This window comes from Pikeienuella sp., from assembly GCF_046290545.1.
Lineage (GTDB): Bacteria > Pseudomonadota > Alphaproteobacteria > Rhodobacterales > Rhodobacteraceae > Pikeienuella.
Map to the genome: position 1 here is coordinate 122,975 of NZ_JBKAGV010000015.1, position 13,102 is coordinate 136,076.

Annotated in this window: 13 protein-coding genes and 1 tRNA gene; 3 read left to right on the forward strand and 11 right to left on the reverse strand. The window is 69.0% G+C overall.

Annotated elements, in window-relative coordinates; genetic code table 11:
- Positions 1-2: 2 nt before the first annotated feature.
- The 5 genes from ACE37J_RS14250 to ACE37J_RS14270 form a co-directional block, all read right to left on the reverse strand.
- On the reverse strand, positions 3-905 hold the full coding sequence (locus tag ACE37J_RS14250; RefSeq protein WP_409712047.1) for a polysaccharide deacetylase family protein: 903 nt from the start codon (positions 903-905) through the stop codon (positions 3-5).
- Positions 906-1,439: 534 nt separating this feature from the next.
- Positions 1,440-1,515 (reverse strand) — tRNA-Lys (locus ACE37J_RS14255).
- Between the two features lie 46 nt (positions 1,516-1,561).
- A complete protein-coding gene (locus ACE37J_RS14260; protein ID WP_409712049.1) occupies positions 1,562-2,323 on the reverse strand; it encodes an ABC transporter permease in 762 nt (253 codons plus the stop codon).
- Entirely contained in the window at positions 2,320-3,120 is an 801-nt protein-coding gene (locus ACE37J_RS14265; protein ID WP_409712051.1) for an ABC transporter ATP-binding protein, read from the reverse strand. The genes ACE37J_RS14260 and ACE37J_RS14265 overlap by 4 nt, the downstream gene beginning before the upstream one ends.
- A complete protein-coding gene (locus tag ACE37J_RS14270; RefSeq protein ID WP_409712053.1) occupies positions 3,117-4,124 on the reverse strand; it encodes an ABC transporter substrate-binding protein in 1,008 nt (335 codons plus the stop codon). Before ACE37J_RS14270 ends, ACE37J_RS14265 begins: the two co-directional genes overlap by 4 nt.
- 235 nt (positions 4,125-4,359) lie before the next feature.
- Here ACE37J_RS14270 and ACE37J_RS14275 point away from each other — a divergent pair, with 235 nt between their 5' ends.
- A complete protein-coding gene (locus tag ACE37J_RS14275) occupies positions 4,360-5,730 on the forward strand; it encodes a sigma-54-dependent transcriptional regulator (RefSeq protein WP_409712055.1) in 1,371 nt (456 codons plus the stop codon).
- A gap of 11 nt (positions 5,731-5,741) precedes the next feature.
- Here ACE37J_RS14275 and ACE37J_RS14280 read toward each other — a convergent pair whose 3' ends face one another.
- From ACE37J_RS14280 to ACE37J_RS14295, 4 genes are read right to left on the reverse strand one after another with little or no spacing between them, the layout of a single operon-like run.
- Positions 5,742-6,026, reverse strand: coding sequence for a DUF2312 domain-containing protein (locus tag ACE37J_RS14280; RefSeq protein ID WP_409712057.1), 285 nt, complete (start codon positions 6,024-6,026; stop codon positions 5,742-5,744).
- Positions 6,026-6,346 carry a 2Fe-2S iron-sulfur cluster-binding protein gene (locus ACE37J_RS14285; RefSeq protein WP_409712059.1) on the reverse strand — a complete coding sequence of 107 codons (321 nt, stop codon included), beginning with the start codon at positions 6,344-6,346 and terminating at the stop codon, positions 6,026-6,028. The genes ACE37J_RS14280 and ACE37J_RS14285 overlap by 1 nt, the downstream gene beginning before the upstream one ends.
- A gap of 30 nt (positions 6,347-6,376) precedes the next feature.
- Positions 6,377-7,855 (reverse strand): MATE family efflux transporter, encoded by a 1,479-nt coding sequence (locus ACE37J_RS14290; protein WP_409712061.1) that lies wholly within the window; start codon positions 7,853-7,855, stop codon positions 6,377-6,379.
- A 3-nt stretch (positions 7,856-7,858) separates the two neighbouring features.
- A complete protein-coding gene (locus ACE37J_RS14295) occupies positions 7,859-9,109 on the reverse strand; it encodes an MFS transporter (RefSeq protein WP_409712063.1) in 1,251 nt (416 codons plus the stop codon).
- A 135-nt stretch (positions 9,110-9,244) separates the two neighbouring features.
- Between ACE37J_RS14295 and ACE37J_RS14300 the strand changes: the two genes are divergently transcribed.
- Entirely contained in the window at positions 9,245-9,925 is a 681-nt protein-coding gene (locus tag ACE37J_RS14300; protein ID WP_409712065.1) for a TerB family tellurite resistance protein, read from the forward strand.
- A gap of 3 nt (positions 9,926-9,928) precedes the next feature.
- Here the strand turns inward: ACE37J_RS14300 and ACE37J_RS14305 are convergent, their stop codons facing one another.
- Together ACE37J_RS14305 and ACE37J_RS14310 are read right to left on the reverse strand one after the other, a co-directional pair.
- Positions 9,929-10,375: a YaiI/YqxD family protein gene (locus tag ACE37J_RS14305; RefSeq protein WP_409712067.1), complete on the reverse strand. Its 447-nt coding sequence runs from the start codon at positions 10,373-10,375 to the stop codon at positions 9,929-9,931.
- The gene (locus ACE37J_RS14310) at positions 10,372-11,181 is read right to left on the reverse strand and encodes an SDR family NAD(P)-dependent oxidoreductase (RefSeq protein ID WP_409712069.1); all 810 of its coding nucleotides are present in this window, start codon (positions 11,179-11,181) and stop codon (positions 10,372-10,374) included. Before ACE37J_RS14310 ends, ACE37J_RS14305 begins: the two co-directional genes overlap by 4 nt.
- 99 nt (positions 11,182-11,280) lie before the next feature.
- On the opposite strand from ACE37J_RS14310, the gene ACE37J_RS14315 reads away from it, so the two are divergent.
- Positions 11,281-12,360: a TIGR03032 family protein gene (locus ACE37J_RS14315; RefSeq protein WP_409712072.1), complete on the forward strand. Its 1,080-nt coding sequence runs from the start codon at positions 11,281-11,283 to the stop codon at positions 12,358-12,360.
- Positions 12,361-13,102: the final 742 nt, after the last annotated feature.

Genomic DNA, 13,102 nt, shown 5'->3' on the forward strand with positions numbered 1-13,102 from the left:
ATCTAGGCGCCTCCCGTTTTTCGCCCTGCCTGCGCGAGGCACCACCGGGCGACATCCGCATGCGTCGCGAACCACACATCCCCGGCCTCTCGCATGTGCTCTATGAGGGATTCGAGGACGGTTACGCGCGAGCGATGGCCGATGATATGGGGATGGCATGTCAGGAGAAAGAGGCCGCCCTCACGCCGCGCCCCGTCGAATTCCCGCCTGAACACCTCTTCCACGGAGGAGGGCGGCATGTGGGGGAGAACGCCCCGCTTCCAGTCGACCATCCAGTAGGGCGCATCGTCCCTTATCCATTCGACGGGAAGCTCGACCACGCCGGTTGGCACGCCATCCTCCACGATCTCGTAGGGATCGTCATCCGCCATGAGCGAGCTGTCGTAGAGAAGGCCCATCTCCCGCGTGATCGCCATCGTATGCGCCGAGAAATCCCATGACGGCGTGCGGATGCCGACCGGCCTTACGCCGCAGATCGTCTCGAGCCTGTCCGCGGCGCGAAACTGAAGGTCGCGCTCCGCCTCGGGGGCCAGCGTCGAGTTGAACTCGTGGATCCAGGAATGGATTCCGATCTCGTGCCCCTCGTCGACGACGCGCCGTTGCTCATCGGGATAGAGGGTCGCCGTCACCGCCGGCACGAAGAAGGTGGCGGGAATGTCGTGGCGGCGAAGCAGGTCGAGAATCCGGGGAACGCCGGCGCGGGCGCCATACTCTCCCGCGGAGAGGCGGCCGGGCGACGTGTCGCCGGAGCGCAGCGTCAGCGTCTCATGGTCGGAATCGAACGAGAGGGCGACGGCGCACCGGGCGCCATGGGGCCAGCCATCCGGCTTGAGAGATCGCCCAGCGCGAATCTTGCCGACGATCGCGCGCCACCGCTCTTCGCTCCACCGCCACGGCTCTTCCATCTTTCCCCCGGCCTTCTCTCCGACGAAGGGGAGCGCCGGCTTGCGCGAGCGGTCCTCATGACAATTGCCCGGCGCGAGACTGGCCCCCGATTTTCGAGGGGGTCTAGCGCAATTGCGGAGCAGACGCTTCACATACCTTCGGGGTCGTTTCGCAGGGTTCCGCGTCACTGCCGAAGCCTAGTCGATAGAGCATGTCTTGTCGCCCTCCTGACGCGCCGAAGCCGCCTTGGAGCGCCTCGCCCGGGCGGGAGCTGTGCCGCCATTCGAGTGGCGCCCGGCCAGGCCGCCCATCAGCGCGCAGCGCACGACCCGGACAAGGGCGGCGGTCGGGGCGCCTTCTTCGCCCGTCAGGACCGGGCCGCCTTCGAGACCGAGAGCCGCAATCGCGGCTCGACTCGATGATGCGGTCCACCTTGCTCTGCCGGGATCAGGTCTCGCCGCGCCGAAATGCGAGAGATCCGACTCCAAGGCGAGAACGAGTACATACGGCGCCCCGATCAGAGACGCCGCCAGCCGCTAACCTTTTAGAGGTTTTGGTGGGTGATGAAGGGCTCGAACCTTCGACCCGCTGATTAAGAGTCAGCTGCTCTGCCAACTGAGCTAATCACCCGCCGAGGCGCGAGATAGCGTCATTGGATGGGCGGCGCAAGGGGTCGTCAGCTCGCGGGGCGTTCCGCCCAGCCTGCGAAGGTCCGCTCAAGCGCGACGACGACATAGTAGAGCAGGATGCCGAGCGCAGCGAGAGCGAAGAGGACGGCGAACATCAGCGGATAGTCCGAATTCGTCTTCGCGCTGTCGAAGAGCGCGCCGAGCCCGCGACCATGGGGCGAGACGATCTCCATCAGGTTTGTCCCGATGAAGGCCAGCGTCACCGACACCTTCAGCGCGCCGAAGAATTCGGGCAGCGTCTTCGGCAGGGCGATCTTCCGGAAGACCGTGAAGCGCGAGGCGCCGAGTGCGCGCAGGATGTCCCGGTATTCCGGCTCGAGCGTCGAGAGGCCGATGGAGACGGAGACGGCGATCGGAAAGAAGGAGATCATGAAGGCGATCAGCACGGTGTTGAAGTCGTGCCAGCCGACGAACATCAGCGCTACGATCGGAACGACCGTCGCCTTCGGGATCGCGTTGAAGCCGACGAGCAGCGGATAAAGCCCGTCCCTCGCCATGCGGGAGAGGCCCATCGCCATGCCGACCAGCACGCCGAAGACGACGGCGAGGCCGAGCCCGGCAACCGTGCGCCAGAGCGTTTCCCAACCCTGGACGAGGAAGAGATGGCGGAATTTCCAGAAAGCCGGCCACAGGTCCGAGGGCGAGGCCATCTTGTAGTCCGGCCAGCCGTTCACCCACACGAGCCATTCCCAGAAGCCGAGCGTGAGCGCAAGCGCGACGGCGGGCGCCGCAACCTTGGAGGCGGTCATGCGGCGCGGCTTTCGGCAGGCGCGCGGCCCTGCGCGATCTCGATCTCGCGGCGCAGGAGATTGAGGAGCGCGGCGGACTCGGCCGTATAGAGATGCTCGATGTCCCGCCGCCCGGCCGCGCCGGAAGGCACGCGACGCTGCACCGTGGCGGGGCGGCCGGAGAGCACGACAACTTCGTCCGCGAGGAACACCGCCTCGCGGAGGTCATGGGTGATGAGGACGCCAGTGAAGGGCTCCTCCGCCTTCAGCTCGTGCATCAGCTTCCAGAGGTCCTCGCGCGTGAAGGCGTCGAGCGCGCCGAAGGGCTCGTCGAGGATCAGGATCTCGGGCTGGTGGATCAGAGCGCGGCAGAGAGAGGCGCGCTGGCGCATCCCCCCGGAAAGCTCCGAGGGGCGCTTTTCCTCGAAGCCTTCGAGGCCGACGAGGGCGAGGAGGCGCCGCGCCCGCGCCTCCTGCTCCCGCTTCGAGAGCGCGGTGCGCGTGATCTCGAGCGGCAGGAGCACGTTGCGGAGGATCGTCCGCCATTCCAGCAGCACCGGGTTCTGGAAGGCCATGCCGACGACCGGACGTGGTCCGCGCACCGGCTCCCCGTGGAGCCGGACCTCGCCCCGGTCCGGCTTCGTCAGGCCGGCGATGAGCCGGGTGAGCGTGGACTTGCCGCAGCCCGAGGGGCCGACGAAGGCGGTGAAACCGCCTTCGGGCACGCTGATCGAGAGATCGTCGAGCACGGGCAGGGGGCCCGACGCCGTTCTGTAGGCCAGGCTGACGCCCCGAAGCTCGATCAGCCCCTCGCTCATTGGAGCGGGAACCCGCCCGCCGGCAACCACGCGTCCGAGAAGATCTTGGCCGGGTCCGGCGCCGTCTCGAACGTGTAGGTCTCCGCGATCTGCTCCAGCGCCTTCGCCATGCGCGCCGGGTCGACAAGGCCCATGCCATTCGCCTTGACGGCGTCCGTCAGGACGTTCGCCTCGATGGAGAGGCGCAGCCGGCGCTCCTCCAGCGCGGCGTCCGCGGCCGGGTTGCGGGAGATGAGCGCTTCCGTCGCCGCCGCCGGGTCGGCGATCGCGTCCTTCCAGCCGGCGGCGATTGCGGCGAGGAAGCCCTTCAGCGCGTCGCCGTTCGCCGCCGCCCAGTCCGTGTTGGCGATGATGACGTTGCCGTAGAGCGCGAGCCCGTGATCGGCCATCAGGATGACGGAAATGTCCTCCTCCGGCACGCCCAGCCGCACGAGGTTGAGGAAGGAGGAGAAGGAGAAGCCGGTCACCGCAGCGACGTTGCCCTCGGCGAGCATCGGCTCCCGCGTCGGGAAGCCAACCGGCTCCACCGTGATCTTCGAGACGTCAAGCCCGTTGGCGCTGGCGAAGGCGGGGAATTGCGCCCATGCGCCGTCGGGCGGCGGAGCGCCGAGCACGCGGCCCTCCAGATCCTTCGGCGCGGAGACGCCGAGGCTCTTCCGCCCCACAATGGCGAAGGGCGGCTTGTCATAGACCATCATCACGCCGATCACCGGCGCGCCCGGGTTCTGGTCGAGGAACTTCACGAGGCTGTTGATATCGGCGAAGCCGACCGGGAAGGCGCCGGTCGCGACCTTCGGAATGGCGTCGAGCGAGCCCTGGCCGGCCGTCACCTCCACCGAGAGGCCGGCGGCGGCGAAATGGCCCTTGTCGATGGCGACGAAATAGGGCGCGGCCGGCCCCTCGAACTTCCAGTCGAGCGCGAAGGGCATCGCTGTCTCCGCCGTGGCGGGGGAGTGCCCGGGGGCGAGAAGCGCGGCGGCGAAGGCGAGGGCGCGAAGACGCATGGAATCCTCCTCTTTGTCACAAAGTCGACGCAGGTTAGCGCGGCAGCGCGTCGGCGCCATGTTTTCGATGGCGGCAAGCCGGCATTTTCCGCGCGTGAACGCAAAATGTGCAGGCGCGGCCAGTCCCGCCCGCCGGAACGTCAGGCGGCGCGCAGTCGCGGAGTCTGCTCTTGTTAACCGTCTGCGCCTATTCCTCGCCATTGGGGGGAGCGATGCGGAGCGGCATGGGCATGACATGATTCTGATCGTGGACGACGACCCTGCGCAACGCCGGATGACCGGCGCGATGCTGACGGCCGCGAACCGCCCCTGGCTGGACGCGCCGGGCGGCGCGGCGGCGCTCGACCTTCTGTCGGGCCCGCTTGGAGCCGACTCGCGCCTCGTCCTCCTCGATCTCGCCATGCCGGGAATGGATGGCGTGGAGACGCTGACGCGGCTTCGCCGGGTGCGCCCCAACCTGCCCGTCATCGTCCTTACCGCGCTCGGCTCCGTCGCTAACGCCGTCGCCGCCATGCGCGCCGGCGCGACCGACTTCCTGATAAAGCCCGTGGCGCCGGAGCGGCTGGAGACCTCGATCCGCAACGCGCTGAAGCTCAACGAACTCGCCGCGGAAGTGCGCCGCCTCTCCGCCGGCGCAAAGGCGGAGGGCTTTTCAGGCCTCGTCGCGGACAGTCCGGCCACGGAAAAGGCCATCCGCCTCGCCATGCGGGCCGCGCAATCGGCGATTCCGGTCCTGATCGAGGGGGAGAGCGGGGTCGGCAAGGAAGTGTTCGCGCGCGCGGTTCATGCCGCCTCGGACCGGGCCGCCCGAACCTTCGTCGCCGTCAACTGCGGCGCCCTGCCGGAAAGTCTCGTCGAGTCGATCCTCTTCGGCCATGAGAAGGGCGCCTTCACCGGCGCCGTCGCCCGCCGTATCGGCAAGTTCGAGGAGGCGGACGGCGGCACGCTCTTTCTCGACGAGATCGGCGAACTGCCGCCGGAGGCGCAGGTGAAGCTCCTCCGCGCCGTGCAGGAAGGCGAGGTGGATCCGGTGGGCGGCGCGCGGACGGTGAAGACAGACATCCGCCTCATCTCCGCCACCAACCGGGACCTTGCGGCCGAGGTCGCGGCCGGGCGGTTCCGCGAGGATCTCTATTACCGGGTCAGCGTCTTTCCGCTCACGCTGCCGCCGCTCCGCCAGCGGCGGGAGGACATTCCGCCGCTCGCCGAGCGGTTCATCGCCCGGTTCTCCGCGCAGGAGAGCAAGTCCGTGGTCGGCCTGACGGACGCGGCGCGCGCGCTCCTTGTCTCCGCGCCCTGGCCCGGCAATGTCCGCCAGCTCGAGAACGCGATCTATCGCGCGGTGGTGCTGACGGAGAACAGGTTGCTGGAGCCTGCGGACTTCTCCCACCTTTCGCCGCCGGAGCCCGGCTCCGCCGCGCCCGCCGCCGCACATCCCTTCTTTGATGAAGACGGGCATGTGCGACCGCTGGCGGAGATCGAGGCCGCCGCGCTGGAGGCGGCGCTTTCCCGTTATGACGGCTCCATGTCGGAGGCGGCGCGGCGGCTCGGCATCGGCCGCACCACGATTTATCGCAAGACGAAGGGGGAGGAGGAGCCGGCCTGAGGGCCTGCGCTTCAGGCTTCCGGCGCCGGCGCCATGCCGAGGGCGTGGAGATAGAGGTCCAGCATCGCCTCCTCCTCCTGCCGGTCCTTCGCGTCCTTCTTCCGGAGGGCGACGACCTTGCGGAGGGTCTTGACGTCGAAGCCGTTGGCCTTCGCCTCGGCGTAGACCTCCTTCACCTGCTCCGCGATCTCCCGCTTCTCTTCCTCCAGCCGCTCGATGCGCTCGACCACGGATTTCAGCTGCGCGGCGCCGACATGGGTGGCGGAGAACCCTTCCTCGATCACGTCCTCAGGCATCAGATCTGCTTCTCGGGCATGCGGACGACGAGGCCGTCGAGATCCGGCGTGACCTTGACCTGGCAGGTGAGGCGGCTCGTCTCTCCGGGCTGGTAGGCAAAGTCGAGCATGTCCTCCTCCATCGCCTCCTTGGCGGGGAGCTTTCCGGCCCAGCCGGGGTCGACATAGACATGGCAGGTGGAGCAGGCGCAGGCGCCGCCGCAATCGGCGTCGATGCCGGGGATGTTGTTGTCGCGCGCGCCCTCCATCACCGTCAGGCCGACGGCGACGTCCACGACATGTTCTTTCCCGCTATGCTCGATATAGGTGATCTTGACCATTAAGCCCTCGCTTGCGTCCTCGGCCGCCCGTCAGCGCGGCGTTCCGGCGTCGGTCTCTAAATCATGCCGCGCCGCCGCGCCAGTGGAGCCGCCCGCGCCATCCGCCGCATGGAGGATCGCCCCGGCGCCTTTCGCCGTCGCCCCACCGGGGAGCGGCGCGGGGGCGGGGGCGGGCGGCGCGCCGAAGGCCACGTTCCGCGTCAGCCGCCAGCCGGCCAGCACCGCGACGGAGCCGACGACGACGCCGGCCCCCGCCTGCGCATAGACGACGCCCGGCGCGCCGAGCGATGCCGGCGCGGCGAGGAGCATCAGCGGCGTCACGCCCGCATCCCTCACCCAGTTGAAGGCGGTGGAGAGAAGCGGCCGGCCGAGATTGTTGAAGGCGGCGTTGGCGACGAAAAGCGCACCGTTGAACATGAAGCCGCCCGCCCCGATGAAGCAGAAGGCGTAGACGACGGAGGCGCCGGTCTCCGTCACGCCGAAGCCGCGGACAATCAGCGGCGCGAAGAGCGCGAGGAGCGCCCAGACGGAGACGACATATCCGGCCGCGAAAATCAGCGAATCGCGATAGGCTGAGGCCACACGGTCAGCCCGCCGCGCCCCGTAGTTCTGGCCGATGATTCCGCCGATCGCGCCCGAGAGCGCGAAGATTCCGCCGAAGGCGAGCACGGTCAGCCGGCTCGCCACCGCCCAGCCGGCGACAGCGCTGTCCCCCCAGGAAGAGATCCACCACGTCATCAGGATGTTGCCGAGCGGAGTGGAAAGCTGCGTCAGGATCGCCGGCCCCGCGATGGCGAAGAAGGCCGGGGCGACGGCCCGCGCGCGCCAGAGTGAGGCGGGGCCGAGAAGCGAGAGGCCGAGGCAGTAGCGAAGGCCCACCAGCGCCGCCATTCCCCGGCTAAGAACCATCGCGAAGGCCGCGCCATCCACCCCGAGGCCGAGCCCGAAGATGAGGAGTGGGTCGAGGATGAGCGCCGCCGTGCCGCTCGATACGGTCACCAGCATCGCCTTCCGCGCCGCGCCCTCCGCCCGCAGCGTGGAGGCGGCGACCATGCCGAGCCCGACGAGCGGCAGCGAGGGGACGGAGATCAGCAGGAACCGCGCCGCGACCTCCGCCGCCTCCGCTTCGGCGCCGATCAGGTCGAGGACAGGGCGGCGAAGGAGAAGGATCAGCAGCGCCGTCCCCGTCAGCACCACGCCGGAGATGAGAAGCGCCGCTGTCGCTTGCCCGCGCGCCTTCTCCCGCTCCCTAGCCCCGATGGAGCGGGAGACAAGCGCCATCGCCGCGATTGAGAGGCCGACCCCGACCGAGACGGTCAAGAACTGGATCGCCCAGGCGAAACCGACCCCCGCCGTCAGCGTCTCGTCCCCCAGCAAAGAGACGTAGAAGAGCGTCGCGAAATCGACGAGGAACATGAAGGAAAGGCCGACCGATCCCGTCGCCGTCATCACCGCGACATGGCGCATCGTGGAGCCGGTCACGAACCGGCCTTCCGCCCCCTCCGCCATCCGCTATTCCGCCGGCTGCGCGACCGGCGGCGGCGCGAAGGTCGTCTCCCGCCCCTTGTCCGGATGCCTGGGAATGAGCGTCGCGAGGCAGAGGGAGACGCCCGCCATCGCCGCCGCGAGCGAATAGACGGACGAGGGCGAGACGAGCCAGAGATAGCCGAGCGCCGCCGGCAGGAACACGGCTGCGATGTGATTGATCGTGAAAGCGACCGCCGCCGTCGGCGCCTGGTCCTCCGGGTCCGCGATCTTCTGGAAATAGGTCTTCTGCGCGAAGGCCATCGAGAAGAAGATGTGATCCGCGATGTAGAGCGCCGCCGCCACCTCCCACGGCCATCCGAACCAGTAGAGCCCGGCATAGAGCAGGAAGATCGTCAGCAACCCGGAATACTCGACGAGCATGGCGAACCGCTCCCCGAACCGGGCGATCATGCGGCCGATATAGGGGGCGGCCACCATCGTCGCGCAGTAGTTAGCGAGCATCAGCCCGGCGATGTGGCTCAGCTTGAAGCCGTAGAGCTCCACCATCATGAAGGCGGCGAAGACGACGAAGATCTGCCGCCGCGCGCCCGACATGAAGACGAGCGCATAGTAGAGCCAATAGCGCCGCTTGAGCACGATGCCCTTGGTCTGCACCGTGTCCGACCGGAACTGCGGATAGGCGAAGCGGCAGAAGAGCGCGACCGCCATGCAGAACCCGCCCGAAGCCCAGTAGATCGTCTGGTAGGAGAGATCGAACGCCTCCCATGTCGTCAGGATCAGCGCGTAGGAGAGCAGCGCCCCTGCAGATGCGGCGGAGACGATCCAGCCCAGCTTCTTCGGCGCCTCGGACTTCGTCAGCCACTGAAGCTGCAGGCTCTGCGCCACCGTCTCGTAGTAGTGAAATCCGAGCGACGAGATGAACGTGACGACGAGCACGCCCTGAAAGGTCGGGAATTCCGCCGTCAGCGCGGAGCCGAGGCCGAGCAGGAATAGGGAGATCAGGCCGAAGCTCTGTTCCTTGATCAGCACGAAGATGAAGATGGCGAGGAAGGCGAGGAAGCCCGGGATCTCCCGCACCGTATGCATCCAGCCGTTGTCCGACCCGTCGAAGGCCACGACCTCGATCACGAAGTTCGCCGCAACCGCCATCCAGGTGGAGAAGGCGAGCATGGAGCCGAAGGCCATGACGGCCAGCATGGTCTCCGGCCGCCGCCAGCGCGGCAGCGCCCGCCCTTCGGCGAGGCTCATCTCTGGCGGCAGGAGGGAGAGAGGCATCGACGCTCCTTCGGGTCGTCCAGATATACGCCGATCCGCGCGGGGGGCCAGCCTTTCGCGCCCCGCGCATGGCTGCCCCCGCCGCAGCGCATGGCCCCCTCGCCGGGCGGCGACGGACGGGCTATGCTTCGGCGCATGTCCATCTGGTCCCGCATCGCCGAAGCTCTTGCCGCCCTCGCAGCCGGAGAGAGCCTTTCGGAGGTCTTCGGCAAGCTCCGCACCCCGCCCGAGAAATCCGTCGGCTTCACCATCGCCGTGATCGCGCTCGGGGCGAAGATGGCGAAGGCCGACGGACGGGTGACGCAGGACGAGGTCTACGCCTTCCGCGAGGTCTTCCACATCCCGCCGAACGAGGAGAAGAACGCGGCCCGCGTCTTCAACCTCGCCCGCTCCGACGTCGCCGGCTTCGACGGCTACGCTGCGCAGATCGCGCGGCTCTTCGGCCCGGAGAGCCCGGTTCTGGAGGATGTGCTGGAGGGCCTCTTCCATATCGCGCTGGCGGATGGCGAGTATCATCCGAACGAGGACGCCTTTCTCGCGGAGGTCGCGCGCATCTTCGGCGTTTCGGAGACTGCATTCTCGGCGATCCGCGCCCGCTACTCGCCCCGCCACAGGGATCCGTTCGCCATTCTCTCCGTCTCGCCGGACACGCCCACGCCGGAGATCCGTCGCCGCTGGCGAGAACTGGTGCGGGAGACGCATCCGGACCGGATGATCGCCCGCGGCGTGCCGGAGGAAGCCGTGAAGATGGCGACGCGCCGGCTTTCCGAGATCAACGAGGCCTATGAGGAGATCATGGCGAAGCGGGCGGCCTGACCGTCAGCGCCGCCGCATCTCCCGCTCCAGCGCCTCGAGGAAGCGGGAGCGGTCCGCCTTCGAGAAGGGCCGGCCGCCGCCGCCCTGGTTGAGCGGGTTCGCCGCCCGGATCTCCGCCATCAGGTTCCGCGTGGCGAGGACATTGCCGATGTTCGCCGCCGTCCAGAGCTCCCCGTCCGGCCGCATGGCGCGGGCGCCGGCCTTCACGCAGCGGTCGGCGAGCGGGATGTCGGCGGTGACGCAGATGTCGCCCGGCCCGATCCGCTCCGCGATCCAGTCATCCGCCGCGTCGAGCCCGCCTGGCACGATCACCACCTCCGCCAGCGGATGCGGGTTCGGCCGGAGGCCGCCATCGGCGACATAGACGACGCGGACCTTGTGCCGCTCCGCCACGCGCAGCGCCTCCGCCTTCACCGGGCAGGCGTCGGCGTCCACATAGAGAACGGTCACTGGCCCCGCCGGAGCGGCGACGGGCCGAGATGGAGGCCGGCGTCGACGCGCAGCAGCTCGCCCGTCATGTGCCGCGAGGCGTCCGTCGCGAGGAAGACGGCGACATCGGCGATCTCGTCCGGCCCGGAGGCGGCGGCGAGCGCCGTTCTCTCCTCGACGGAGCGGACGGTCGCCGCATAGGTCTCCTCGTCCATCGAGTCGCGGAACCAGCGCGTGCCGATGAAGCCGGGGCAGACGGCGTTGACCCGGATTGCGGGCGCGAGCGCGCGGGCGAGGCTGATCGTCATGGTGTTGAGCGCGCCCTTCGACGCGGCGTAGGCGACGGAGGAGCCGATGCCGGAAAGCCCGGCGATGGAGGAGGTGTTCACCACCGCGCTCGCGCGCCCGCTCGCCTCATGGGCGGCGAGGAGCAGGGGCTTCAGCGCCTGCATGGCGAGGAAGGGGCCGACGACGTTGACGGCATAGACGCCGAGGAAATCCTCCTTCGACAGAGCGTCGAGATCGGCGTGGTTCCGCGCCTGTTTCGTGATCCCGGCGTTGCAGGCGAGGATGTCGAGCCGCCCGAAGGGCTCGACCGCCGCGCGGAGCGCCGCCGCGCCCTCCGGCGTGGAGACGTCGGCCTGCACGGCGCGGCCCTGCGCCCCCGCAGCCGCGATGGCGGCGACCGTCTCCTCCGCCTCGGCCGCGCTGCGCGAATAGTTGACGAGCACGGTCGCCCCCCGCTCCGCCAGCTTCAGCGAGATCGAGCGCCCGAGCCCCGTGCCGCCCCCGGTGACGAGCGCGATGCGCCCGGAAAGATCGTTCATGTCCGCTTCCTCCGTTTCAGCCGGCCTAGCACGGGCCTCGGCGTCGTTGAAGCCGCCGCGCCGGCGCCGTAGCCTTGCGGCGAGGCAGCGGAGGGGATCATGGCCGAAGAGCAGCCGCAACCGGCGGCGGTGCAGGGGATCGCCGCGCCGCAGCAGGTGACGTACTCGATGTCGCCCGGCCTTGTGAGATGGCTGGCGCAGGCGGGGGTGTCGCTGGCGCTTTCTTCCTACCAGTCCGGCAAGTTCTACCTGATCGGGCGGAATCCGCGCGGCGGGCTGCTGGTGGACGAGCGGTTGTTCCAGCAGGCGATGGGGATCGCGGTTGCGGGCAGGCGGATCGCGCTCGCCACGCAGGGGGCGATCATCGAGATGGTTTCGTCTCTTTCGCCCGACCAGCGGGTGAACGAGATCTATGACGCCTGCTTCGTGCCGCGCCGCATCTCCCCGGTCGGGGCGGTGGATGCGCATGACGTGGGGTTCGATGCGGAGGGGCGGCCCGTCTTTGTCGTCACGAAGTGGAACTGCCTCGCCACGCTTTCCGAGACGCACAGTTTCCGGCCCGTCTGGCGCCCGCCCTTCATCTCCCGCCTCGTGGCGGAGGACCGGTGCCATCTGAACGGGATGGCGATGGAGGCGGGGGCGCCGGCCTATGTCACCGCCTGCTCCCGCTCCGACACGGTGGACGGGTGGCGGGACAGGCGGGCGGATGGCGGGGTGATCGTCGAGGTCGCGAGCGGGGAGGTCGTGGCGACGGGGTTTTCCATGCCGCATTCGCCGCGGGTGCATCAGGGGCGGCTCTTCGTGCTCAATTCGGGCACGGGGGAACTGATGGAGGTGGACCGGAAGACGGGGGCGAAGACGGCGATCTGCTTCTGCCCCGGCTTCGTGAGGGGGCTTTCCTTCCACGGGGGATACGCCGTCGTCGGGCTCTCAAGGCCCCGCTACAAGCGGTTCGAGGGGCTGGCGCTCGACGGGAGGCTGAAGGCGGCGGACAGCGAGGCCTGGACGGGCGCGCAGATCATCGACCTTTCGACGGGCTCGGTGGCGGAGTGGTTCCGGATCGACGGGGCGGTGATGGAGATCTACGACGCCGCCTTCGTGCCGGGGGTGATGTGCGGCATGAGCCTCGGGCTCGCCGCGCCGGAACTGGCGACGTTCGTGACGGTGGAGGGGGAGTAGGGGGGCGGTTTTCGGGGGATAACCATGGTTATCGGCCTCGGAGCGTTGATTTGACGCGAAAAAAGTCGTGATCGGATTGTTTCAGGGGGGTCAGGGCGAGCGGCCCGCCGCCCTCTCCCTCCCTTCCCGCTTGCAGGGGCGGGGGGCTTCCTTCGGGGAGGCCGATTCCGGGCGGATTTCGGGGGATTTCCATGGAAATCGGGCTCGGAGCGTTGATTTTTCACGATAAAAGTCGTGATCGGATTGTTTCAGGCGGTTTCGGGAAGGATTGGCGGCGGGCGGCCCCCCTCCCTCTCCCTTCCCCCGGCGGGGGGAGAGGGAGCGCCTCTGGCGCGGCGGCGGCGAGGGAGGCGGGCGGTCCATGATTTTTCATGGATCGGGGCTGGCGCTTGCGGATCGCTCCTCCCCCTTGCCCCTTCCGCAGGCGGGAGGGGGGGCGCGGGGCGGGGGGCGCGGGAAGGCGCGGCGGGAGAGACAAGCCCCGGCCTGGAGCCGGGCCCCCGGGCGTCCGCTTCGTTCGTCGGCCCCGGATCAGGTCCGGGCTGCGGGAGGGGCGGGAGTGGGGCGCCTGAAAGCGAGGGGGCTGCGAAGCGCGGGGCGGCGCTTGCCCGTCGCCATTTCTCCCCCGCCCCATCCGTCCCCGGCGGGAGACGTTCGCCACGGCCCCGATCAGCGGCTTTCCGGTGGAAAGCCGCCGGGGCCGTTCGGCCGGAGCCCCTGCGGAGGCCGAGGGGCGCCGAGC